The following is a 22,784-nucleotide window of genomic DNA, read 5'->3' as shown; positions in this document are numbered from 1 at the left end:
CCGGAACGCGATCAGGCTTAAGTCGTTGAATAGTTGAGAACTCGATACGAGCAGGAGAATTGCCATGAAAGCCGTGCGCTTCATCGAAGGCGGCCGTCCGCCGGAAATCGTCGATATCGCAAAGCCCGAGCCGGGGCCCGGGGAAGTCCTCCTGCGGATCGGCGGTGCGGGTGTCTGCCACTCCGACCTCCACGTGCTCGATGGCGAGGTGCCGTTTCAGGGGCCCTTCACGCTGGGCCACGAGAACGCAGGCTGGATCGAGGCCCTGGGGCAGGGCGTCACGGGCTGGAAGGAGGGCGATGCCGTTGCCGTCTACGGGCCCTGGGGGTGCGGTTCGTGCCACCACTGCCAGACGTCGGCCGAAAACTACTGTGAGAACCACGCGAGCCTGCCGACCTTCGGTGGCGGTCTGGGTTCCGACGGGGGCATGGCCGAATACATGATCGTCCCTGATCCGCGCCTCTTGGTGCCGCTGGGCGATCTCGATCCGGCGCAGGCCGCGCCGCTCAGCGATGCCGCTCTCACACCCTACCATGCGATCAGGGCTGCACAGGCGAAATTGACGCCCGATGCGACGGTGCTGGTCACTGGGATCGGCGGGCTCGGCCAAATGGCTCTCCAGATCCTGAAGGCGACCTGTTCGTCGCGCATCGTGGCGGCCGACATCAGCTCGGACAAGCTGGAGACGGCGCGCAAGCTGGGCGCGGATGTGGTCGTCAATTCGGGTTCGAAAGGCGCCGAGGAGGAAATTCGTGATCTTGTCGGTGGTCGGGGCGTCACCGTGGCGCTCGACTTCGTCGGGGCGCAGCCGACGATCGATCTGGCAAGCTCGCTGATCGGGCGCGACAGTCGCCTCACGGTGGTTGGCCTGGCGGGGGGCACGGTGCGCTACAATGCGACGTCCTTGCCCTACGGTACACAGGTCATGGTGCCCTACTGGGGCACGCGCGCGGAACTGATGGAAGTGATTGCGCTGGCTCGCAGCGGGCAGATCAAGGCGGATATCGAGACGCACGATCTTGATGAGGCCGCCAAGGTCTATGAGCGTCTGCGCGAGGGCAAGGTGCCGGGGCGCGCGGTGCTGGTGCCCTGACACGGCGATTGATGGCGATGCATGAAGAAAGGGCCGCAAGCGTAGCGCTTGCGGCCCTTTCTTCATTGTGTGCGTGCCAAGCCTGGCGTTATCCGGCGAGGAAGGCCTCGACCGCGGCAATGGCGGCTGCGATGGCTTCCTCGCGGCGAAGGTCCGAGGTATCGATCTCGACGGCGCCCGCGGCAATCACCAGCGGAGCGTCCTTGCGGCTCCGGTCGCGTTCGTCGCGCGCGGCAAGGTCGGCGGCGATGTCCTTCAGCGCGACGTCGCGGTTCTGCTCCTGCATTTCCAGGAAACGGCGCTGTGCGCGGGCCTCGACGCTGGCGGTCACGAAGAGCTTGGCCTCGGCCTCGGGCGCGATGACGCTGGCGATGTCGCGCCCGTCAAGGACCGCGCCGCCCGGCTGCGTGGCAAAGCTGCGCTGGCGTTCGTAGAGCGCCTGGCGCACGGAGGGATGAATCGAAACGCGGCTGGCCAGGCCCCCGGTTACCTCCGAGCGAAGTTCCGGGTCGGCCAGCAGGTCGTCGGGAAACGCACAGGCGGCCAGCGCGTCCTCGGCGTTGTCGGGATTGCCCCCGTTCTTCGCGCACTGCCGCCCGACCGCGCGGTAGAGCAGGCCCGTGTCGAGATGCGGCAGGCTGTAGTGCGCGGCGAGCGCCTTGGCGATGGTGCCCTTGCCCGAGGCGGTGGGGCCGTCGACGGCGATGATCATGCGACAAGTCCTTCGAGCATCGATTCGAATACGGGGAAGCTGGTGGCGATGGGGCGGGTGTCGTCGACGAGCACGCCCTCCTGGCTCGCCAGGCCCGCCACGGCCATCGACATGGCAATGCGGTGGTCAAGGTGCGTGGCGATCTCGACGCCCGCGCGGGTGCCGGGAAGGGGCTTGCCGCCGGTGCCGGTGATGACAAGGCCGTCCTCGCGCTCTTCCAGGGTGGCGCCAGCGGCGGTGAGGGCGCTCGCCATGACTGCGAGCCGGTCCGATTCCTTGACGCGCAGTTCATCGAGCCCGCTCGTTGTCGTTACGCCCTCCGCCAGCGATGCAGCGACGAAGAGGGCGGGGAACTCGTCGATCATGCTGGGCGCTACGGCCGGATCGACCACGATGCCCTTGAGTGCGGAGTGGCGCACGTGAAGGTCGGCGACCGGCTCGCCGCCGACGTCGCGTTCGTCGAGCTTCTCGATCTGGCCGCCCATCGCGATGAGGACGTCGACAAGGCCGGCGCGCGTGGGGTTGAGGCCCACGTTCTCGATCACGACATCACTGCCCGGCGTGATGAGCGCGGCGACAAGGAAGAAGGCCGCCGAGGACGGGTCGCCCGGAACCTCGATGGTCTGGGGCTTCAGTTCCGCTTCGCCGGTGAGGGTGATGATGCGCGTGCCGTCGGCCTGCGTCTCCACCTCAAGTTCGGCGCCGAAGCCCTTGAGCATGCGCTCGGAATGGTCGCGGGTGGGGACGGGCTCGATCACGGTGGTCTTGCCGGGCGTGTTGAGGCCCGCCAGCAGGATCGCGCTCTTCACCTGCGCGGAGGCGACGGGCAGCGTGTAGGTGATCGGCACGGAGGGGCTTGCGCCGCGCACGATGAGGGGGAGCCGTCCGCCTTCGCTTGCCTCGAAGCTGGCGCCCATCTGCGAGAGGGGGGTGATCACCCGGTTCATCGGGCGCTTGGAGAGCGAATCATCGCCCGTGAAGCTGACGTTGATCGGGTGGCTGGCGACAAGCCCCATGAGAAGCCGGGTCGAGGTTCCCGAATTGCCCATGTCGAGCGGGCCCTGAGGTTGCAGGAGCGCGCCCACGCCCACACCATTGACCGTCCAGGCGCCTTCGCCCGTGCGCTCCACGCGCGCGCCCATCGCGCGCATCGCCGCGGCCGTTGCCAGCACGTCCTCGCCTTCGAGAAGGCCGGTGACCTTGGTTTCACCCACCGCGAGCGCACCCAGCATGATCGAGCGGTGGCTGATGGACTTGTCGCCGGGCACGCGAATGCGCCCTTTGAGCGGGCCTTGCGCGGTGAAGCGGCGCGGGGTGGCAGAGGCGGCGTCGTGGGCAGAGGAAGTCACGGGGCAGGGCGTCTTTCTGGGCTAGGCGAAGGGCGGAAAATCGCGGCGGCTTTTGACAGCGGCAGCGGCCCATGGCAAGGCGCGCGCCCTGATGTGGCTTCAATGCCTGATCGTGCGCCCTGCCTGCCAGACTTCGTACCGGTTCGTGCGTGGGTGCTTGATCTTGAAGCGGGGCCTTTCCATCATATAACGGATTTTTCCAGCGCCCGTGTCTTCGCGGGTCGCCCAAGACGAGGACATTTCATGGCCAAACCTGAATGGGGCGCCAAGCACGGCTGCCCGAAATGCGGCACCCGTTTCTACGACCTGGGCAAGGACGACCCGGTGACCTGCATCGAATGCGGCCACACCTGGACGCCCGAGCCGGTGCTCAAGTCCAAGCAGCCGATCCCCTATGAGGAAACGGAAAAGAAGGAAAAGGTCGAGGAGCAGGATAACGACCTGGCCGATGACGATCTGGACATCGATGACGACGGCGATTCGCCCGACAACGATGTGGACCTGGGCGGCGACGACGACCTGGGCATCTCGAGCGGCGGCGACGACGACGACGAGCGCGACGAGTAAGGCGCGTTCCCCGGGGCGCCTCCCGGGAGCTGGGCCGATGCCACGTATCAAGGGGCATCGGCCGGCAGGCGCCGGTCACCCGGCGCGCCAAGGTTGGGAGCCAATGGCCAGGCAAGGGCTTGGAATTGGCTCAAATTCTGGCCTGAGCAGAAAAATTTCATTTTTTTGAAAAAAGTTCTTGCCAGTCCGACCGACCTACCCTAGATGGCGCTTCACCGGACGGGGCGACGCTCCAAACGGTAACACAAACCGGCCTTCCCAGACCGGTTTTTCGAAATGGCACGGGGCCTTAGCTCAGCTGGGAGAGCGCTACAATGGCATTGTAGAGGTCAGCGGTTCGATCCCGCTAGGCTCCACCATTTCCCACCAGATGCCGCTTCTCGCAAGAGGGCGGCTTCTGTTGTATCAGTTTCGCGCGATGTGCGTACCACGCTGGTTGACGAGGTTTCGTCCACCGGCGTTTTTCGCGTACTATCCCGCATGCGTCGGTCGGCGAGGTTTCGCCCACCGGCGTTTTTGGCGTTCGATGGGTCTCGTCGCTTTGCAAGGCGTGGTCTGTCAAAGAGGAGCAAGGTCATGTTCGACAGCCTTTCCGATCGTCTCGGCGGTGTGTTCGACAAGCTGCGTGGCCGCGGCGCGCTCAAGGAGCAGGATGTCCGCGACGCCATGCGCGAGGTGCGCATCGCGCTGCTCGAGGCCGACGTTGCTCTTCCCGTCGTGCGCCGCTTCGTCGATCGCGTCACCGAAAAGGCCATTGGCCAGTCGGTCCTGCGCTCGGTTACGCCCGGCCAGCAGGTCGTCAAGATCGTCAATGACGAATTGATCGAGACCCTGGGCGGTGATGTGACGCCCGAACTGGATCTTGCCGCCAGCCCGCCCGTCGTCATCATGATGGTTGGTCTGCAGGGCTCGGGCAAGACCACCAGCACGGCGAAGATTTCCAAGCTCCTCAAGGACAAGCAGGGCAAGAAGGTCATGATGGCCTCGCTGGACGTGAACCGTCCGGCCGCCCAGGAACAGCTCAAGGTCCTGGGTGAGCAGACCGGCGTTGCCACGCTTCCCATCATTGCCGGCCAGCAGCCGACCGAAATCGCCACCCGCGCGATGCAGGCCGCCAAGTTGCAGGCCGTGGACGTCCTGATGCTCGACACCGCGGGCCGTCTCCACGTCGACCAGCAGCTGATGGACGAGATGAAGGCGGTCGCCGGGATCGCGACCCCGCGCGAGACGCTGCTCGTCGTCGACTCGCTGACGGGTCAGGACGCGGTCAACGTCGCGCAGAGCTTTGCGGGCGAAGTCGATCTCACCGGTGTCGTGCTGACCCGCATGGACGGCGATGCGCGCGGCGGTGCGGCGCTTTCGATGCGTGCCGTCACCGGCAAGCCCATCAAGTTCGCCGGTACCGGCGAGAAGATGGACGCGATCGAGGTCTTCCACCCGAGCCGCGTTGCCAACCGTATCCTCGGCATGGGCGACATCGTCTCGATGGTCGAGAAGGCCGCCGAAGCGGTCAAGGTCGAGGAGGCCGAAGAACTCGCCAAGCGCATGGAGCAGGGCAAGTTCGACCTCAACGACCTGCGCACCCAGCTTCGCCAGATGCAGAGCATGGGCGGCCTCGGCATGCTGGCGGGCATGATGCCCGGCATGAAGAAGGCCAAGGCCGCGATGGCCGCGTCGAACATGGACGACAAGGTGCTGCTGCGCATGGAGGCGATCATCGGCTCCATGACCAAGAAGGAGCGGGCCAACCCCGCGCTTCTCAACGCCAAGCGCAAGATCCGCGTCGCCAACGGCTCGGGTACCCAGGTCCAGGACGTCAACAAGGTGCTCAAGATGCACCAGGAGATGTCCAAGGCCATGAAGCAGATCAAGAAGATGGGCGGCCTCAAGGGGCTGGCCGCGATGTTCGGCAAGGGCGGTCTTGATGCCGCGATGCCGGGGCTGGGCGGCCAGGGTCTGGGCGGCGGCGCCAAGGGCGGTTTGCCCGGGCTCGGCGGACCGGGCAGCGCCGGTGGACCGGACCTCAGCAAGTTTCTGAAGAAATAATTCCAAACATTTGTAAGATTTAGAAGAAAGGTAATCTCATGGCAGTTTCGATCCGTCTGTCGCGCGGTGGTGCGAAGAAGCGTCCCTACTACAAGATCGTCGTCGCCAACGCGACCGCACCGCGCGACGGCAAGTACCTGGAGCAGATCGGCACCTACAACCCGCTCCTCGCCAAGGACGATGAAAACCGCGTGAAGATCAACGGCGAGCGCGCTTCGTACTGGCTCTCCGTCGGCGCGCAGCCGACCGACCGCGTCGCACGCATGTTCGACAAGGCTGGCATCAAGGAGCGCAAGGCTACCAACAACCCGCAGAAGGGTGAGCCGGGCGACAAGGCCAAGGAACGCGCCGAGGAAAAGGCCGAGAAGGCTCGCGAAGCCGCTGAGGCTGCTGCTGCCGCTTCGGCCGCGCCCGCCGAGGAAGCTCCGGCTGCCGAAGCCACCGAGGAATCGACCGAGGCGTAAGCCATCGGGACACGGCATATGGCACACGACACGTCCGTCACTCTGGCCGCCGTCACCGGCGCGCACGGGGTGACGGGTGAAGTCCGCCTCAAGCTGTTCGGAGAAGGCGTGGCGGCGCTCAAGCGCTACCGCGCCTTCAACGATTCGGCCCTGACGCTCAAGAAGCTCAAGGACGACGGCAAGGGCGGGGCTATCGCCCGTTTCGAGGAAGTGACCGACCGTACCGCCGCTGAAAAGCTGCGCGGCACTGTCCTTACCGTTCCGCGCGCCGAGATGCCCGAGCTGGCGGATGGCGAATATTACCACGCCGACCTGATCGGTCTTCCCGCCGTCTCCGACACGGGTGAGGCCCTTGGCCGGGTCATTGCGGTCGAGAATTTCGGCGCAGGCGACGTGCTCGAGATCGAGCGTGCCGAGCGCGACGAGAAGGGCCGCATCCAGCGTTTCATGGTGCCCATGACCGAGGCCGCGGTGCCTATGTGGGACGCCGAGAAGCTGGTGGTAACGGCCGCGTTCGCCGAGGACTGACCCCGGCGGCAATCCGCCGCTGGCCGGGCATGGCCGTAAGCGGCTACGTGCGTATCTTGGAATAGGAAGGCGTGCTCTCGTGACCTTCGCGGCGACCGTTCTCACACTCTATCCCGACATGTTTCCGGGGCCCCTGGGCATCAGCCTGGCGGGCCGTGCGCTCGAGCGCGGGGACTGGTCGATGGATGCGGTTCAGATCCGCGACTTCGCGACCGACAGGCATCGCACGGTCGATGATACGCCCGCAGGCGGCGGCGCGGGCATGGTGCTCAAGGTCGATGTGCTGGCGAGCGCGATCGATCATGCCCGGGCCTCCAACCCGGGCGCACCCGTGCTGGCGATGACGCCGCGTGGCACGCCGATCTCGCAGGAGCGCATTCGCGAGCTTGCGGCAGGCCCCGGCGCGATCATCCTGTGTGGCCGTTTTGAGGGCTTTGACGAGCGCATCTTCGAAGGCCGCGAGGTCGAGGAGATCTCGGTCGGCGACATCGTCCTTTCGGGCGGCGAATGCGCGGCTCTCATGGTACTGGACGCTTGCATTCGCCTGCTTCCCGGCGTAATGGGCGCGGCTTCCAGCGGTACCGAGGAATCGTTCGAGGACGGCCTTCTCGAGTACCCGCACTATACCCGACCCGTTGAATGGGAAGGACGCACGATCCCTGAAGTGCTGCGATCGGGGGATCATGCGAAGATCGCAGCCTGGCGTAAGACCCAGGCGGAAGATCATACACGGTCACGCAGGCCGGACCTTTGGGAACGTCATGTCGACGTTCGGGACCGTCTGCCTCTGATGCGCGGCAAAAAGACGAAGGACTAGGTTCATGAACCTGATTCAGCAGATCGAGGCCGAGGAAATTGCCAAGGCCGCCAAGGAAATCCCGACCTTCCGCGCCGGTGACACCGTCAAGGTTGGCGTGAAGGTTGTCGAAGGCACCCGTACCCGCGTCCAGAACTTCGAAGGCGTCGTGATCGCGCGTTCGAACCGCGGCATGGGTTCGAACTTCACCGTTCGCAAGATGAGCTTCGGTGAAGGTGTGGAGCGCGTTTTCCCGCTCTACTCGCCCAACATCGACAGCATCACCGTCGTTCGCCGCGGTATCGTGCGTCGTGCCAAGCTGTACTACCTGCGTGGTCGTACCGGTAAGCGCGCCCGCATCGCCGAGCGTCGCGACGTGCGCGCCGAAGGTTAATTCGGCCACATTCGTCCACGGCTTTGGCTTGGGACGGCAATCAGGCGGTTCGCATGCGAGCCGCCTTTTTTGTCCCCGGCGCAGGCGCTTGGACAACTTGCAAACCTATGCAGTCACGGCTGTGCAGGGTTCATCGCGCAAATCCGGTGAATTTGCATGCCGTGCCGTGGTGCAAGTCCATGCTGCACTGCACAACGTGCTTCTGCGTCTAAAATGGCGGAAAAACACGATAAACCGCGCTTTTTTGCCCGGTTTAGGCTTTGACAGCGTGACCAAAAACCGCTCAATTCCGTCTCCTCTTACGAGGCGAATCCAGCTTCCCATCACATCCTGTTCCACTGAAAGGTAGGGGGTATAATGAACAAGAACGATCTCATCAGCGCTGTCGCGGAAACCAGCGGTCTGACCCGCAACGATGCGACCAAGGCCGTCGAAGGCGTGTTCGACGCCATCACCGGCGCGCTGAAGAAGGGCGACGAAGTGCGCCTCGTCGGCTTCGGCACCTTCTCGGTCGCCAAGCGCAAGGCCTCGACCGGCCGCAACCCGCGCACCGGCGAGCCGATGGAAATCGCGGCTTCGTCGCAGCCCAAGTTCAAGGCCGGCAAGGGCCTCAAGGACGCCGTCAACTAAGACGTCCTTCAAGGGCCCGTAACGCCTCACGGGCCTTGTGAACGCAAAAACGCCGCTTTCCCCATGTGTGGAAAGCGGCGTTTTTTTTGTGGGCGTCTGCGGTGAGGAGGTCGGAAGGTGAAGTTGTCAGGGCCGACGCCGGTGGTGCCGGCCCTGAGTTGATGCCCTCAGGGCTCCAGTTGCAGGAGCGCGGTCGGGGCGGCCGGGATGCGCGGATTGACCGCCCAGGTCAGCACCTGCATCGCGCCGTCGGTGGAAGGGCCCTCGTCGGTGTTGTTGGCGAGGATCGTGCCATCGGTGTGGATGGTGAAAGTGCCATCGGCCAATTCCGCCGGACCACCGTCCTTGGACGGGCCGGACAGATTGCCCGGGATCAGGCCCGCTGCAGGCGAACTCGTGGCATCGGGGCCGAAGGTCGGCGCGTTGATGCGTACCGAGCCATCCTTGCGCGGAGTGATCTGCACGAAGGCGTTGGCCATCGGGAAGCCCTCGAAGGTCGGGAAGACGAAATCGTGGTCGAGATGGCCCGAGACGGTGTAGTCGACGTCGAACACGCCGCCGCCCTTGTACGCCACCTTGTTCCAGCCCTGGCGGCGGCTGAGCTTGCGGGCAAGCTCGTGGCCCGCTTCGGGATCACTCGGGTCGATACCGCCCAGAAGCGCACGCGCCGCATCGGCATTCGACCCCTTCTTGGCGGCCCACTCTTCTTTATGCTGGGCGATTTCGTCCTTGGTGCAGGCGCGTTCCTCGAAGCTGTCCTCGTCGTAGCAGTCTTCGGCCTCAAAGGGCTGGGCGGCCTTGTCGGCCTCTTCCTTCAGCGGGATCATGATAAGTTCGCCCGTGTAGCGGAAGGCGAAGCTGTGGTCGGCGTGGACGTCCAGGCGCGAGGAGAAGCGCCCCGGGGCAAAGAAACACGCGGCCACGAGGAGGGCGGCGGCGCCCGCGGTCAGGACCGCGAGCGCACGACGTGCCTGATGGGCACGGGGGAAGGGGAAGTGCATGACGAACGTTTCCGATGCGTATTGGCTAGGCGCCTCAGCGCGTTGCGGCTGCATAGAGAGCGATCGCGCCCGCGTTGCTGACGTTGAGGCTCTCCATGTCCGAGGAGATCGGCAGCTTGGCGATCGCATCGCAGTGCTGGACGATGTTGTGGCGCATGCCATCGCCCTCGGCGCCAAGGACGAGGCATACCGGGCCCGCGGGCAGGGCTTCGGCCAGCGTCGATTCGGCTTCGCCATCAAGGCCGATGCGCCAGTATCCCGCCTCGGCGATCTCTTCGAGCGCGCGCGCGAGGTTCACAACCCGGATCCACGGCACGATTTCGAGCGCACCCGAGGCCGATTTTGCCAGCGTTCCCGATTCGGGCGGCGCGTGGCGGTCCTGGGTGACGATGCAGCAGGCGTTGAAGGCGGCCGCCGAACGCAGGATCGCGCCGACGTTGTGCGGATCGGTCACCTGGTCGAGGACGAGCACCGGGCGTGCGGGATCGTTGTCGAGGACGTCGGCGAGGAAAAGATCGTCGAGCGGCTCGCATTCCAGGACGAGGCCCTGGTGTGGGGCATCGCGTGCAACGAGTCGGGCAAGGTCGGGTGCCTCGGCCCATTCGACGGTGAAATCGACAGGCAATTCGCCATCAAGTGATTCGACGCCTTCGCGAGTCGCCCAAAGTTTGCGGTGCTGGCGATTCGGATTCTTGAGAGCCGCCTCGACCGCGTGGCGACCCCACAGGCGGACCATGCCGCTGCTCGCGCGCCCCGATCCCCGGCCGTTTTTCATGCGTCCGGCCCGGCCGCGCAGGGCTTTCCCCTGTCCGCGCTTGCTCATCTCGTGTGATCCTTTTTTCAAAAAAATTCAAATTATGTGCCGCTCCTGCCATTCGACCCATTGACAGGCAAGGCCGAGTTCGGCATTGGGCCGGTCCTCGGCAACGGGGGCGGCACTAAACGCTCTCGACCAACGAGATGATCCGAAAGGAAAATCTCAGCCAGATGACTGGTGTGGACAGGTGGCCGAGTGGTTAAAGGCAGCAGACTGTAAATCTGCCCGCGCAAGCGTACGTTGGTTCGAATCCAGCCCTGTCCACCACCAGCCCTTCTCTCGAAATCGCGATGATGAAGGGATCCGCCAAGGCGGATCGGGTGGCGGCTGAACCCATGGCGCGGATGCCTTTATCAGCCCTTTCTTCCAGATGAGTACAAGCGGCGAGTGGCAGGGCCCGATCAGCGGTTCGCGCTGGCATGCAGGACACAGCTTTGCGCACGCTTTGCGGAACTTCCCGTGCGTGGCGGCATTGCGGTCTTGAACGCCACTCACTAGAGGAAACCGATGTCCTCAGATATTCTCGATAATCAGGGTCGTGGCGATGCCTCGTGGCAGTGGCCGGCCATTCATCCCGAAGGGCGCAAGTTCGGCGCCATTGCCGGTGTCCTTGCGCTGGGCGTGTGGGTCCTGTTCGGCCCCTGGTTCGGATGGCCGCTCGCCGTCCTGACCTTGTGCGTGCTCGCCTTCTTCCGCGATCCGCTGCGCGTCACGCCGCAGGATGAGCGGGCGATCGTGGCCCCGGCTGACGGCCTGGTAACGCTGATCCAGAAGGTCCCGCCGCCGCGCGAGCTGACCGTTGACGATGGCAGCGGCATGCCGCCGCTCTCCGACGCACCGCTCACGCGCGTCTCGATCTTCATGAGTGTCTTTGACGTCCACATCAACCGCGCGCCGATTGGCGGCACTGTCCGCCGCGTGATCTACATTCCGGGCAAGTTCGTGAACGCCGACCTCGACAAGGCGAGCGAAGAGAACGAGCGCCAGCACATCCTGATCGAGCGCGGCGATGGCCAGCAGGTCTGCTTCACGCAGATTGCAGGGCTCGTCGCACGCCGCATCGTGCCGTTCGTGAAGCCCGGCGACATCATTGCCGCGGGCCAGCGCATTGGCCTTATTCGCTTCGGCAGCCGTGTCGATGTCTACCTTCCCGCCGGGACCGAGCCCAAGGTGCTCATGGGCCAGCGCATCGTTGCGGGTGAAACCGTGCTTGGCGAAATCGGTGCCGCCCCCATGATCGAGGGTGTCTGCCAGTGAGCGAGGACGCGATTCCCCAGACCTCTGCGCCATCGGACGACACGCCGGGCCCGGATGGGGCTTCGGAATCGCGTGCCCGGCGCATGGCGCGCGGCCTTTCGCTGCGCGCGCTTGTGCCCAATGCCATTACCGCTGCCGCACTCTGCTCAGGGCTCACGGGCATTCGTTTTGCGATTGCTGGTGATTTCGAGAAGTCGGTCCAGGCCGTCCTTCTGGCGGGTGTCCTCGATGGCATCGATGGCCGCGCGGCGCGCCTGCTCAAGGCGCAGTCGCGCTTTGGTGCGGAGCTCGACAGCCTGGCCGATGCCATCTCGTTTGGTGTCGCGCCTGCGCTGATCGTCTATCTCTGGTCGCTCCACGCGCTGCCCAGCCTGGGCTGGATGGCGGCGCTGGCCTTTGCGATCTGCTGTGTGCTGCGTCTTGCGCGTTTCAATGCGCGTCTTGATCTCGATGATCAGCCGCACAAGGCGGCAGGCTTCCTGACCGGGGTCCCGGCGCCGCTTGGTGCCGTACTCGGCTTCCTGCCGCTGTGCCTGTGGATCGCGAGCGGAGAGCGCGACTTTGCCAATCCCATCGGCGTCAGCGTGTGGATGGTGCTGGCCGCCTTCCTGATGATCTCGAATATTCCGACGCTCAGCTGGTCGCGCCTGCGTCCAGCGCCCGGCGTACGTCTTTTCGTCCTGGCCCTGGTCGGGCTGGCGATGGCCGCGCTTCTGGTCGAGCCCTGGCCCACGTTGGCCGTGCTCACCATTGGCTACCTGGCGCTGCTGCCCTATGGCCTGTTCGTCTACGCCAATGTCAGGCGGCAAGGTCCAGGGAGCGTGCCGGAGCCGGAACTCGACGAGCTTGACGAACCGCTTGGCCCATCGTGACAACGTTCCCGCGCTGCGTGTCGCCGTGCGGGGAAGGGCGTTCGATCACGGCCCAGGAAACGGTCAGCGTGGTGCTGCAGGTCTGAAGCTGGCGTGACAGGCCGCGCGCGGCAGCCGCGTACTCCAGCAGCGTTCTTACGATCACCCATAGCGAGACAAGACCGGCGAGGGCGAAGAGGCTGGCGGCAAAGGCTGTCATGACCGTTTCCTTTTCTCGCGCCCCGCGGTTGTGGCTGGGGCTGTGGATAGCTTGTGGAAAACGCGAATCTGTTCTATCAATGTTCCAGTGGCGTTCTTGTTCTAGTTTTGTTCCCGTTGTGTCAAGCGGGAATTTGACGAGAGGGGCGCGATACGTGCAGGGCGCCATTTTGAAGGGTGCCGTGCTGCTGCGCCTTCATCCGCTTAGTTAGGGTTCCCATGGTTGCCGACGGTTTGCCTCATCGCCTCATCACGCTCGACGGACTGTCGCAGTGGTGTGCGCTCAACGCCTTCACCGTGGAGGAGATCGGCGCGGACGAGGTGTTCCTGACCGATCAGACCACCGGAAGCGCCTGGTCCTTGTTCCGGGTCGAGGACTGGCTCCAGCTGAAGGGCCTCGTTCTCGAGGATGTCGAGCCTGAGTTGCCGATGTGCCTGACGCTGGCGCGTCTGCACGACCGGCTGCTGGGCTGCCGTTTCTCCATCGATCAGCAGCATGGGGTGGTGATCGTCGCCGATTTTGCCCGCGCAGCGCAGTCGATGGAGGCGATTGGAGAGACGCTGCTGCAGATGCAGTCGATCATCGATCAGACTGTGGGGTTGCTGGAAGATGTCGTCGAGAGCGATGTGGCGGCCGACGAGTTCGCCATCGACCGGGCGTTCGGTGTCACGGGCTCGCTGCGGGTTCACTGAGCGGGCTTTGGGCGCGCCGTTCGCATGCAGGTTCTGCATCCGGCCTTGCATCACGGGGCGGATAGGTCTAAGGGCCGCCGCGTCCACTGATATGGATTCCTGAATTCGCAGGTTCCGATCAGCGGCGAATCCACATGGAAAGCGCACATACCGGTGCCGCAGCGGGTCTGATCCCCACGGTTCCAGCTTTCCAGAGGTACAACCGGAAAGGAATTTCTCTATGGCGGCTCCTACCGTCACGATGCAGCAGCTCATCGAAGCTGGCGCCCACTTCGGCCACCAGACCCACCGCTGGAACCCGCGCATGAAGCCGTACATTTTCGGCGCGCGCAATGGCATCCACATCATCGACCTGTCGCAGACCGTGCCCCTGATGGCCCGCGCTCTCGATTTCGTCTCGGCCACCGTGCAGGCCGGCGGCAAGGTGCTCTTCGTTGGCACCAAGCGCCAGGCCCAGGAGCCGATCGCTCAGGCCGCACGCGCCTGCGGTCAGCACTTCGTCAACCACCGCTGGCTGGGCGGCATGCTCACCAACTGGAAGACCATCTCGCAGTCGATCAAGCGCTTCAAGGCGCTCGAAGAGCAGCTTGCTGGCGACACCCACGGCCTCACCAAGAAGGAAATCCTTCAGCTCACCCGTGAGCGCGACAAGCTTGAGCTTTCGCTCGGCGGTATCCGCGACATGGGCGGCATCCCGGACGTGATGTTCGTGATCGACGCCAACAAGGAAGAGCTGGCCATCAAGGAAGCCAACGTCCTTGGCATTCCGGTCGTTGCTGTGCTCGACACCAACGTCAACCCGCAGGGCATCGCCTTCCCGATCCCGGGCAACGACGACGCCAGCCGCGCCGTGCGCCTGTACTGTGAAGCCATGGCGCAGGCCGCGACCAAGGGCGGCCAGGACGCTCTGGCCGACAGCGGTGTCGACATGGGCGCCATGGACGAGCCCGCTGCGGAAGCCGCTGTCGAGGCCTGATAGCCCGGCGACGGACGACACTTTCGTCATGGAATTGTCGCGCGCCGGGTCCATGGGGCTCGGCGCGCACCTGTATTCAAGGCCGGTGATCCGGTCTGTACCAAACAAGAGGATTTGAGCGATGGCTGCATACACCGCCGCAGACGTGAAGACCCTGCGCGAGCGCTCGGGCGCCGGCATGATGGATTGCAAGAAGGCCCTCGACGAAACCAACGGCGACATCGAAGCCGCGGTTGACGCGCTGCGCGCCAAGGGCCTGGCGGCTGCCGCCAAGAAGTCGAGCCGCACGGCCGCCGAAGGTCTCGTCGGCGTTGCCGTCGAAGGCACCAAGGGCGTTGCTGTCGAAGTGAACTCGGAAACCGACTTCGTTGCCAAGAACGAGCAGTTCCAGGACTTCGTGCGCAAGACCACCGAAGTCGCGCTGAGCGCGGATAGCGACGATGTCGAAGCGCTCAAGGCTTCGGCGTATCCGGGCGGCGGCACCGTTGCCGACACGCTGACCAACAACGTCGCCACTATCGGTGAGAACCAGCAGGTTCGCCGCATGAAGACCGTTTCGGTCGCGCAGGGCGTTGTCGTTCCCTACATGCACAACGCAGCAGCTCCCAACCTTGGCAAGATCGGCGTTCTCGTCGCTCTCGAGTCGGAAGCTCCCGCTGACGTTCTGGAAGGCCTGGGCAAGCAGATCGCGATGCACATTGCAGCCGCTTTCCCGCTCGCGCTGACCGCCGACGACCTCGACGCCGAGCTGATCGCGCGTGAGCGCAAGATCGCCGAGGAAAAGGCCGCCGAATCGGGCAAGCCCGAAGCGGTTCAGGCCAAGATGGTCGACGGTGCGATCGCGAAGTACGCCAAGGAGAACGCTCTCCTTTCGCAGGTCTTCGTGATGGACAACAAGACCCCGATCCAGCAGGTCGTGGACGCGGCCGGCAAGGACGCGGGCGCCAAGATCGTGCTCAAGGACTTCGTGCGCTTCCAGCTCGGCGAAGGCATCGAGAAGGAAGAGTCGGACTTCGCCGCCGAAGTGGCCGCTGCCGCTGGCGTCTGATCCTTTCGCGATCACGCACATTTGAAAAGGCCGCAGAAGCAATCGCTTCTGCGGCCTTTTTCATGTCCGAAGATGGCGTGTCGCTGACTTGATCTGTACCGGGGATGGGGCAGGCTGGTCATCCCGGAGAAGGATGCGAAGAGAGGCAGGCTGGAGCTTATGCGACGTAATGTGATGATGGGTTTGGCCTTTGTGGCGCTGGCCGGCCACGGGCCCACGCGGGCGGTCGCGGTGGACCGCGAGGTGGCGGACGCGCTCGAGGTGCGCGCTGCGCTGTCGGATGGGCTGGCGGGCGCCTTGAAGGCCTGTCGGCTCTGGGTGCTGCACCCGGACACCTGGGCGGCGGGGCCGGAACCGTTCCTCAAGGACGTGGGGCTTGGCGATGCGATGGGGCAGGTCCGCTCTATCGCCGAGGTCAATCAGCCGCCTGCAGCCTGGCGCGAAGGCAATGTCTATTGGCGGATCAACTCCTCGCCCGATGCGGGGTACGTTCTGGTCGTCTCGCACCGGATGCCGATCTGCCAGGTGACGGGCGGCGGGGATGCGGACTTGCAGCCCAGCGTGGGAGAAGTTCTGGCGTCGCCGGAATTTGCAGAGGTCTGGCGCGAGGTCGATGAGGCGACACGCGGCGACATGGTCTCGACTACGTTCGTCAGCCGCGAGGAGCCGGATTTCACGATGGTGCTGAGCCGGGCGGATGCACCCGGTGCGCGGCGCGACCGGGTGCAGGTGATCGCCTCGGCCAGCTTCGCGCCAGCGGGCGAGTGATCAGTACGCGGCGGTGAAGCGTGCGCGGCTGTGCTCATGGGCTTCGAGTTCGTCGACCATGGCGAGCGCGAAGTCGGCGAAGCTGATCTTGCTCTCGCCGTTGGCGTCGACGACGAGATCGTCGCCGCCCTTGCGGTAATGGCCCTGACGCTCCCCTTCGAAGATGATCATCGCGGGCGAGAAGAAGGTCCAGTCGATATCGTCGGTGGCCTTGAGGTCATCGAGGAAGGCGATCCCCGAAAGGGCTGCAGGCTTCCAGTCGGCCGGGAATTCCGGATTGTCGATCAGGCGCGCGCCATCTGCCCCCTTGAGGCTGGCTGCGCCACCCGTGACCAGGAAGCGCGAGATACCCGCTTCGTGCAGCGCTGCAAGCAGGGTCTCGGCCTTGATCGTGTGGTGCAGCGCGCTGATGACCGCATCGCTGCCCGCAATGAGCTTGGCGAGCTGCGCGGCGTCGCTCGCATCGCCCTTGGTCGGCGTGATGCCGGTGGCTACGGGGATGGCTTCGGGGTGGCGGGCAATCGCGATGACCTCGTGGCCGCGTGCGGCCGCTTCCTTGGCGATCTCCGAACCGGCGTGGCCGCTGGCGCCCAGGACTGCAATCTTCATGGTCTAACTCCTAAAGTGGTATCCAGTGGTGACTAGGTGTGATATCCCTAGCGCTTATGCAAGAAGGCACTTTTTCCGCACCCGGTCACTCCGAGGTAACCGCCAAGCCTGCGACAGGCGGTCGCGCACCTGACGTGTTCGCGGCGGCCTGCCCCACTCGCCAACTGCTCGACCGCGTGGCCGACAAGTGGAGCGTGCTTATCCTGACGACGCTGGGCGCCGAGGAAATGCGCTTCAACGCGCTGCGACGCCGGATCGAGGGGATCTCGCAGAAGATGCTGAGCCAGACCCTGCGCACGCTGGAGCGCGACGGCCTGGTGGAGCGTCGCGTGGTGGCCAGCATCCCGGTTCGGGTCAGCTATGTGATTACACCGCTCGGCGCGGAACTGCTGAGCGCGCTGCAGGCGATGATCGATTGGGCCGAGCAGCGCATGGGTGCGGTGGCGGCCGCGCAGGCCGCTTTCGACCGGCGTCTTGCCGCGGTCAGCTAAGGTCACGTATCGCGAAGTATACGGCGGGAAATCTAAAGCCGCGCCCTTGGCAACGCGCGTGCGCGCTCCTAAAGCCCAACGGCCCCCCAAATTCAGGAGACCGTGCGGCGATGAGTTCCTCCCCCTACAAACGCGTTCTGCTCAAGCTTTCGGGTGAAGTTCTCATGGGAAGTCAGCCGTTCGGCATCGACCCCGAGTTCGTTGCCGAGATGGCCAAGGAAGTGAAGGCCGCGAAGGACACGGGGCTGGAAATCTGCCTCGTGATCGGTGGCGGCAACATCTTCCGCGGCATGGCCGGCGCGGCCAAGGGCATGGACCGGGCCCAGGCCGACTACATGGGCATGCTCGCGACGGTGATGAACGCGCTTGCGATGCAGAACGCGCTGGAGCAGCTCGGCGTGCCGACCCGCGTGCAGTCCGCCATCGAGATGGACAAGGTCTGCGAGCCGGTGATCCGCCGCCGCGCCGAACGCCACCTGGAAAAGGGCCGTGTCGTGATCTTCGCGGCGGGCGTGGGGGCGCCCTATTTCACCACCGATTCGGGCGCGGCCCTGCGCGCCGCCGAGATGAAGTGCGATGCGCTGCTCAAGGGCACCAGCGTCGATGGCGTCTACGACAGCGATCCCAAGACCAACCCGACGGCCACGCGCTATGCGACCGTCGATTTCGACACCGTTCTGGCCGATAACCTGAAGGTCATGGACGCTTCCGCCGTGGCGCTGTGCCGCGACAACGCGATTCCGATCGTCGTCTTCTCGATCCGCGAGCAGGGCAATCTCGCCGCTGTTCTGGCGGGAGAGGGCACCAAGACGATCGTGCAGAAAGGAGCCTGACAATGGCCAAGTACGACAAGGACGATCTCGAACGCCGCATGGCGGGTGCCGTGGAATCGCTGAAGGGCGATCTGACGGGCCTGCGCACGGGCCGCGCCAGCACCCAGCTGCTCGATCCCGTGGTGGTCGAAGTCTACGGCTCGAAGATGCCGCTGGTGCAGGTGGCGACCGTCTCGGTTCCCGAGCCGCGCATGATCTCGGTGCAGGTCTGGGACAAGTCGAATGTCGGTCCCGTAGAGAAGGCGATCCGCTCGGCAGGTCTTGGCCTCAACCCGATCAACGACGGTGCGACGCTGCGTCTCCCGATCCCCGATCTCACCGAAGAGCGCCGCAAGGAACTCGCCAAGATCGCGGGCCAGTATGCGGAAAAGGCCAAGGTCGCGATCCGCAACGTGCGCCGTGACGGCATGGAAGCGCTCAAGGCCGACGAGAACAAGAAGGAAATCTCCGAAGACGACCGCAAGCGCGCCGAGACCGAGGTGCAGAAGCTGACCGACGAGCAGATCAAGGCCGTCGACGAGGCGTTCGGTGCCAAGGAAAAGGAAATCCTCGGCAAGTGAGGCAAGACCTGTTCGTTCGGAAGGGGGCCTGATGGGAGCCGGCGAACCTGTAAGCGTGCGTCACGTCGCCATCATCATGGATGGCAACGGGCGCTGGGCGAAGAAGCGGCTGCTTCCGCGCGCGATGGGGCACCAGCGCGGCGTGGAAGCGGTGCGCCGCGTGGTGCGCGGCGCGCGGGAACTGGGCCTGGAGGCCCTGACCCTCTATGCCTTCTCGACCGAGAACTGGCGCCGTCCCGAGGAAGAGGTCTCCGACCTCATGGGGTTGATGAAGCGCTTCATCCTCTCCGACCTCGACGAGTTCGCGCAAGCGGGCGTGCGCCTCAAGATCATTGGCGACTACTCGGCCTTCAAGCCGGACGTGGTGGAACTGATCGACGGGGCTATCGCACGCACCGCGTCCAATACCGGCACGACGCTGGCGGTCGCGCTGAATTATGGCGCGCAGGATGAGATTGCGCGCGCCGCGACCAAAGCCGCCGCCAAGGGGGCGATCACGCCCGAGACGATCTCGGCCGAGCTGGATACGGCCGACATGCCGCCGCTCGACCTGATGATCCGGACCTCGGGGGAGGTGCGCCTCTCCAATTTCCTGTTGTGGCAGTGTGCCTACGCGGAACTCTATTTTACCGACGTGCTCTGGCCCGATTTCACGCTGGACCACTTGCGTGAGGCGCTGCAGTGCTTCTCGGGCCGGGAGAGACGCTATGGCGGGCGCTGATCGCAAGGCGAAGGGCAGTTCGGACCTCGGTGTCCGGGCGGTCTCGGCCGTGGTCATGCTGGCCGTGGCCGGAACGGCGGTATGGGCGGGCGGTGTGCTGTGGATGGCCTTCGTCTGCGCGGTCGCGGTGGGCGTGCTCTACGAATGGGTGCGCATGGCGCGCCGGGGCACGCAAGACCCGATGCAGCGCGGCCTGTGGAATTTCGCAGGCATGTTCTATGTCGGCGTGGGGGCGGCCATGCTGCTGTTCCTGCGCAATCCGGCCTTCACGCTCGCCCCGCTGCTGACAGTGATGCTCTCGGTCATCGCGGTCGATGTCGGGGCCTATTTCGCGGGCCGCACTTTCGGTGGACCCAAGATCGCGCCGGCCATCAGTCCGTCCAAGACCTGGTCGGGGCTCATCGGTGGCTGCGTGGGTGCAACGCTGGTGCTGTTCGGGGCGGTGATGCTCTGGCAGGGCGGGCGCATCACGACGACGCCGGTTGGTCCGGCTGGTGGAGCGCAGGCGTGCCTGGGCTCGAGCGGGAACTGCTGGTACCTGACGGCGAGCCCCGTTGCGGTCTTTGCCCAGTGCCTCCTTTTCGGCATCCTGCTCGCCGTCTGCGCGCAGGCGGGCGACTTCCTGGAAAGCTGGATGAAGCGCCGGGCAGGGCTCAAGGATTCGGGCAATCTCATTCCGGGTCACGGCGGGTTTCTCGACCGCGTCGACGGCCTTCTGGCCGTGCTCTTCGTGCTTGCCCTCATGATCCTCTTTCAGCCATGATTGGCGCAATGACGCAAAACCCGCGCACCATCTCCATTCTGGGAGCGACCGGCTCCATCGGCAGTTCCACGCTCGATCTCGTGCGGCGCAATCCGCAGGACTGGCGAGTGCGCGCGCTGACCGCGAACGGCAATGTCGAGGCGCTGGCAAAGCTGGCGCGTGAGTTCTCGGCCGAGATCGCTGTCGTCGCCGACGAGACCTGCCTTCCGGCGCTGCGCGAGGCGCTCGCCGGATCGGGTATCGAAGCCGCAGGCGGCGCGTCCGCGCTGGTCGAGGCGGCTGCACGCGGTGCCGACATGACGATTGCCGCGATCGTGGGCTGTGCCGGGCTCGCTCCGACCATGGCCGCGATCGAGCAGGGCGGCCTCATCGGCCTTGCCAACAAGGAGGCGCTCGTCTCGGCAGGGCCGATCATGACGGCGGCCGTTGCCAAACATGGCGCGACGCTCCTCCCGGTCGACAGCGAGCACAACGCGATCTTCCAGTGCCTTCAGGGCAACAAGGCCAGCCACGTGCGCGCGATCACGCTGACGGCGAGCGGTGGGCCTTTCCGCGAATGGTCGCAGGCCCAGCTTGAGGCGGCAACGCCCGCGCAGGCGGTCAAGCATCCGAACTGGTCGATGGGCGCCAAGATCAGCGTCGATTCGGCGACCATGTTCAACAAGGGCCTCGAACTGATCGAGGCGCACTATCTCTTCCCTGTCGGGCTGGAGAAGCTGCGCATCGTCGTGCACCCGCAGTCGGTCGTGCATTCCATGGTGGAGTACCGCGATGGCTCCACGCTCGCCCAGCTTGGCCCCTCGGACATGCGCGTGCCCATTGCCTCGGTCCTCGCCTGGCCGGAGCGGATGGAGACACCGTGCGGCCCGCTCGATCTGGCGGCGATCGGCGAACTGACGTTCCGCGCACCCGACGAGGAGCGCTTCCCAGCCACCCGTCTCGCCCGCGAGGCGGCGCAGGCAGGGGGCGCCATTCCGGCGGTTCTCAACGCTGCGAACGAAGTCGCGGTCGACGCCTTCCTGCGCGGTCATATTGGGTTCACCCGGATTGCGGCAGATGTGGCGCATGTGCTGGAAAGCTATGCGCCCCCGCCGCCCGGCAGCCTCGATGACGTGCTCGCCGTCGATGCCGAGGCGCGTCGGCGCGCGCAGGGCCTGATGCCGTGTACATGACTGCCCGGCAGTCGATCGAGGGGAGGGGACTGGCCTGATGGGCGTCCTGACAACGGTTTTTGCATTTCTGCTCGTGCTGGGGCCGCTCGTGGTCATTCACGAGCTTGGCCACTACCTGGTTGGCCGTTTCTTCGGCGTGAAGGCCGATGCGTTCTCGGTGGGCTTCGGCAAGGAACTGGCCGGTTGGACCGACAGGCGCGGTACCCGCTGGAAGCTCTGCGCGCTCCCCTTGGGTGGCTACGTCCAGTTCGCAGGCGACATGAACCCGGCCAGCGCGTCGGATGCAGGCGCCAGTGAAGCTCCGGCCGAGCAGCGCGGGCAGATGTTCCAGTTCAAGCCGCTGTGGCAGCGCGCGCTGATCGTCTTTGCCGGACCGCTCACCAATCTTCTCCTGTGCGTCGCGATCTTTGCCGCCTTCACGATGGCTTACGGCAACCGCGTGGTGGAGCCGGTGATCGCCGACTTCGCCGAGAATTCGGTCGCGCAGGAAGCCGGCCTCAAGGTTGGCGACCGTATTACCTCCATCGATGGCGAGACGGTCGGCGATGTCCAGGATCTGGAACGCTACATCCTGCTTCACCCGGAAGGGCGCGTTCCCGTAGGGCTCGAGCGCGAAGGGCGTGACATGACCCTGCCAGTCGAGATCGCCGCGCGCGAGATCGACGACGGCTTTGGCAAGACCGCCCGCATCGGCGATCTGGGCGTGTCGTTCGATCAGCCCATCGTGGCCGGATTCACCTCCGATTCCGCGGCCAAGGACGCTGGTTTCGAAGTGGGGGATCGGATCTCGGGTATCGAGGGGCAGGACGTCACGAGTTTTCACGACGTCATCGATCTCGTGCAGCCGCGCGCAGGGGAGACGCTTCGCTTCACCGTCGAGCGCGACGGAGCCGAACTGGATATGCCCGTCACCGTGCGCGCCGCAATGCGTCCGGGCGCGGACGGAGCAGAGGAAAGCGTGGGCATGATCGGCGTCGAGGCGCGGGTCGGTCGGCTTGTTCCGGTCGGGCCTGTCGCAGCGGTCGGGATTGGCTTTGCGCGCAGCTTCGACATGCTCGACGACATGGTGACCGGGCTTCGCCAGATCATCTTTGGCGAGCGTTCGGTCAAGGAGCTTGGCGGGCCGATCAAGATCGCGCAGGCCTCGGGCCAGCAATTCTCCCTTGGTTGGGAGAATTTCGTGGCTTTCGCGGCGTTTATCTCGATTAACTTGGCATTCATCAACCTCCTGCCAATCCCGGGGCTCGACGGAGGACATCTGGCTTTTTACGCGGCGGAGTGGGTTCGTCGCAAACCTCTCGATGGTCGCAGCCAGGAGTGGGCGATCCGCACGGGAGTGGTATTTCTTCTTGCGCTCATGGTGTTCGTTACGGTGAACGACATCGTCTCCCTGCCGATTTTCGGGGGATAGGGCAGGAATTTTACC

Annotated in this window: 26 protein-coding genes and 2 tRNA genes; 23 read left to right on the top strand and 5 right to left on the bottom strand. The window is 65.0% G+C overall.

The features are described 5' to 3' along the window. Positions 1–64: 64 nt before the first annotated feature. On the top strand, positions 65–1,093 hold the full coding sequence (locus LC060_RS12475; protein ID WP_226635989.1) for an NAD(P)-dependent alcohol dehydrogenase: 1,029 nt from the start codon (positions 65–67) through the stop codon (positions 1,091–1,093). Positions 1,094–1,181: 88 nt separating this feature from the next. Here LC060_RS12475 and cmk read toward each other — a convergent pair whose 3' ends face one another. Continuing rightward, positions 1,182–1,805 carry a (d)CMP kinase gene (gene cmk, locus LC060_RS12470; protein WP_226635987.1) on the bottom strand — a complete coding sequence of 208 codons (624 nt, stop codon included), beginning with the start codon at positions 1,803–1,805 and terminating at the stop codon, positions 1,182–1,184. Beyond that, positions 1,802–3,154, bottom strand: coding sequence for a 3-phosphoshikimate 1-carboxyvinyltransferase (gene aroA, locus LC060_RS12465; RefSeq protein ID WP_226635986.1), 1,353 nt, complete (start codon positions 3,152–3,154; stop codon positions 1,802–1,804). The genes cmk and aroA overlap by 4 nt, the downstream gene beginning before the upstream one ends. A 243-nt stretch (positions 3,155–3,397) precedes the next feature. On the opposite strand from aroA, the gene LC060_RS12460 reads away from it, so the two are divergent. The 8 genes from LC060_RS12460 to LC060_RS12425 all read left to right on the top strand — a co-directional run bounded on the left by LC060_RS12460 (position 3,398) and on the right by LC060_RS12425 (position 8,579). Continuing rightward, complete coding sequence (locus LC060_RS12460) at positions 3,398–3,721, top strand: TIGR02300 family protein (RefSeq protein WP_226635984.1); 324 nt, start codon at positions 3,398–3,400, stop codon at positions 3,719–3,721. 283 nt (positions 3,722–4,004) lie between these two features. After that, a tRNA-Ala gene (locus LC060_RS12455) sits at positions 4,005–4,080 on the top strand. Between the two features lie 217 nt (positions 4,081–4,297). Further along, complete coding sequence (ffh, locus tag LC060_RS12450) at positions 4,298–5,767, top strand: signal recognition particle protein (RefSeq protein ID WP_226635983.1); 1,470 nt, start codon at positions 4,298–4,300, stop codon at positions 5,765–5,767. Between the two features lie 38 nt (positions 5,768–5,805). Further along, on the top strand, positions 5,806–6,231 hold the full coding sequence (gene rpsP / locus LC060_RS12445) for a 30S ribosomal protein S16 (RefSeq protein ID WP_226635981.1): 426 nt from the start codon (positions 5,806–5,808) through the stop codon (positions 6,229–6,231). Between the two features lie 18 nt (positions 6,232–6,249). Next, positions 6,250–6,759, top strand: a complete 510-nt coding sequence (gene rimM / locus LC060_RS12440) for a ribosome maturation factor RimM (protein WP_226635980.1) — start codon at positions 6,250–6,252, stop codon at positions 6,757–6,759. Between the two features lie 79 nt (positions 6,760–6,838). Continuing rightward, positions 6,839–7,576, top strand: coding sequence for a tRNA (guanosine(37)-N1)-methyltransferase TrmD (gene trmD, locus LC060_RS12435; protein ID WP_226635978.1), 738 nt, complete (start codon positions 6,839–6,841; stop codon positions 7,574–7,576). A gap of 4 nt (positions 7,577–7,580) precedes the next feature. Further along, entirely contained in the window at positions 7,581–7,949 is a 369-nt protein-coding gene (gene rplS / locus LC060_RS12430) for a 50S ribosomal protein L19 (RefSeq protein ID WP_226635976.1), read from the top strand. A gap of 357 nt (positions 7,950–8,306) precedes the next feature. Beyond that, a complete protein-coding gene (locus LC060_RS12425) occupies positions 8,307–8,579 on the top strand; it encodes an HU family DNA-binding protein (protein ID WP_039394254.1) in 273 nt (90 codons plus the stop codon). A gap of 167 nt (positions 8,580–8,746) precedes the next feature. Here the strand turns inward: LC060_RS12425 and LC060_RS12420 are convergent, their stop codons facing one another. Together LC060_RS12420 and LC060_RS12415 are read right to left on the bottom strand one after the other, a co-directional pair. Next, the gene (locus LC060_RS12420) at positions 8,747–9,580 is read right to left on the bottom strand and encodes a hypothetical protein (protein ID WP_226635974.1); all 834 of its coding nucleotides are present in this window, start codon (positions 9,578–9,580) and stop codon (positions 8,747–8,749) included. A gap of 34 nt (positions 9,581–9,614) precedes the next feature. Further along, positions 9,615–10,403: a TrmH family RNA methyltransferase gene (locus LC060_RS12415; RefSeq protein ID WP_226635973.1), complete on the bottom strand. Its 789-nt coding sequence runs from the start codon at positions 10,401–10,403 to the stop codon at positions 9,615–9,617. 175 nt (positions 10,404–10,578) lie between these two features. On the opposite strand from LC060_RS12415, the gene LC060_RS12410 reads away from it, so the two are divergent. From LC060_RS12410 to LC060_RS12380, 7 genes are all read left to right on the top strand, one after another. Continuing rightward, a tRNA-Tyr gene (locus LC060_RS12410) sits at positions 10,579–10,664 on the top strand. A gap of 240 nt (positions 10,665–10,904) precedes the next feature. Continuing rightward, complete coding sequence (locus tag LC060_RS12405; protein WP_226635971.1) at positions 10,905–11,654, top strand: phosphatidylserine decarboxylase; 750 nt, start codon at positions 10,905–10,907, stop codon at positions 11,652–11,654. An 83-nt stretch (positions 11,655–11,737) separates the two neighbouring features. Then, positions 11,738–12,526: a CDP-diacylglycerol--serine O-phosphatidyltransferase gene (pssA, locus tag LC060_RS12400; RefSeq protein WP_226636537.1), complete on the top strand. Its 789-nt coding sequence runs from the start codon at positions 11,738–11,740 to the stop codon at positions 12,524–12,526. 432 nt (positions 12,527–12,958) lie between these two features. Further along, positions 12,959–13,417, top strand: coding sequence for a hypothetical protein (locus tag LC060_RS12395; protein WP_159108111.1), 459 nt, complete (start codon positions 12,959–12,961; stop codon positions 13,415–13,417). Between the two features lie 220 nt (positions 13,418–13,637). Then, positions 13,638–14,393, top strand: a complete 756-nt coding sequence (gene rpsB, locus LC060_RS12390) for a 30S ribosomal protein S2 (protein WP_226635969.1) — start codon at positions 13,638–13,640, stop codon at positions 14,391–14,393. A gap of 121 nt (positions 14,394–14,514) precedes the next feature. Next, positions 14,515–15,441 carry a translation elongation factor Ts gene (gene tsf / locus LC060_RS12385; RefSeq protein WP_226635968.1) on the top strand — a complete coding sequence of 309 codons (927 nt, stop codon included), beginning with the start codon at positions 14,515–14,517 and terminating at the stop codon, positions 15,439–15,441. 159 nt (positions 15,442–15,600) lie between these two features. Then, the gene (locus LC060_RS12380; protein WP_226635966.1) at positions 15,601–16,209 is read left to right on the top strand and encodes a hypothetical protein; all 609 of its coding nucleotides are present in this window, start codon (positions 15,601–15,603) and stop codon (positions 16,207–16,209) included. Here LC060_RS12380 and LC060_RS12375 read toward each other — a convergent pair whose 3' ends face one another. Beyond that, on the bottom strand, positions 16,210–16,818 hold the full coding sequence (locus LC060_RS12375) for an NAD(P)-dependent oxidoreductase (RefSeq protein WP_226635965.1): 609 nt from the start codon (positions 16,816–16,818) through the stop codon (positions 16,210–16,212). 56 nt (positions 16,819–16,874) lie between these two features. On the opposite strand from LC060_RS12375, the gene LC060_RS12370 reads away from it, so the two are divergent. The 7 genes from LC060_RS12370 (at position 16,875) to rseP (ending at position 22,769) form a co-directional block, all read left to right on the top strand. After that, a complete protein-coding gene (locus LC060_RS12370; protein ID WP_226635963.1) occupies positions 16,875–17,309 on the top strand; it encodes a winged helix-turn-helix transcriptional regulator in 435 nt (144 codons plus the stop codon). Positions 17,310–17,419: 110 nt separating this feature from the next. Continuing rightward, positions 17,420–18,142 (top strand): UMP kinase, encoded by a 723-nt coding sequence (gene pyrH, locus LC060_RS12365; RefSeq protein WP_039394228.1) that lies wholly within the window; start codon positions 17,420–17,422, stop codon positions 18,140–18,142. Between the two features lie 2 nt (positions 18,143–18,144). After that, positions 18,145–18,702: a ribosome recycling factor gene (frr, locus tag LC060_RS12360; RefSeq protein ID WP_226635961.1), complete on the top strand. Its 558-nt coding sequence runs from the start codon at positions 18,145–18,147 to the stop codon at positions 18,700–18,702. A gap of 31 nt (positions 18,703–18,733) precedes the next feature. Then, on the top strand, positions 18,734–19,423 hold the full coding sequence (uppS, locus tag LC060_RS12355) for a polyprenyl diphosphate synthase (protein ID WP_226635960.1): 690 nt from the start codon (positions 18,734–18,736) through the stop codon (positions 19,421–19,423). Further along, a complete protein-coding gene (locus tag LC060_RS12350) occupies positions 19,410–20,186 on the top strand; it encodes a phosphatidate cytidylyltransferase (protein WP_226635958.1) in 777 nt (258 codons plus the stop codon). Before uppS ends, LC060_RS12350 begins: the two co-directional genes overlap by 14 nt. 8 nt (positions 20,187–20,194) lie before the next feature. Beyond that, positions 20,195–21,358, top strand: a complete 1,164-nt coding sequence (locus LC060_RS12345) for a 1-deoxy-D-xylulose-5-phosphate reductoisomerase (protein ID WP_226635956.1) — start codon at positions 20,195–20,197, stop codon at positions 21,356–21,358. A gap of 37 nt (positions 21,359–21,395) precedes the next feature. Continuing rightward, positions 21,396–22,769, top strand: a complete 1,374-nt coding sequence (gene rseP / locus LC060_RS12340; protein ID WP_226635954.1) for an RIP metalloprotease RseP — start codon at positions 21,396–21,398, stop codon at positions 22,767–22,769. The last annotated feature ends 15 nt before the right edge of the window (positions 22,770–22,784 follow it).

The sequence above is a fragment of the Novosphingobium profundi genome (genome assembly GCF_020524485.1).
Classification (GTDB): domain Bacteria; phylum Pseudomonadota; class Alphaproteobacteria; order Sphingomonadales; family Sphingomonadaceae; genus Novosphingobium; species Novosphingobium profundi_A.
Note: the sequence above shows the minus strand (reverse complement) of the source record. Positions and strands in the feature narration are given on the sequence as shown.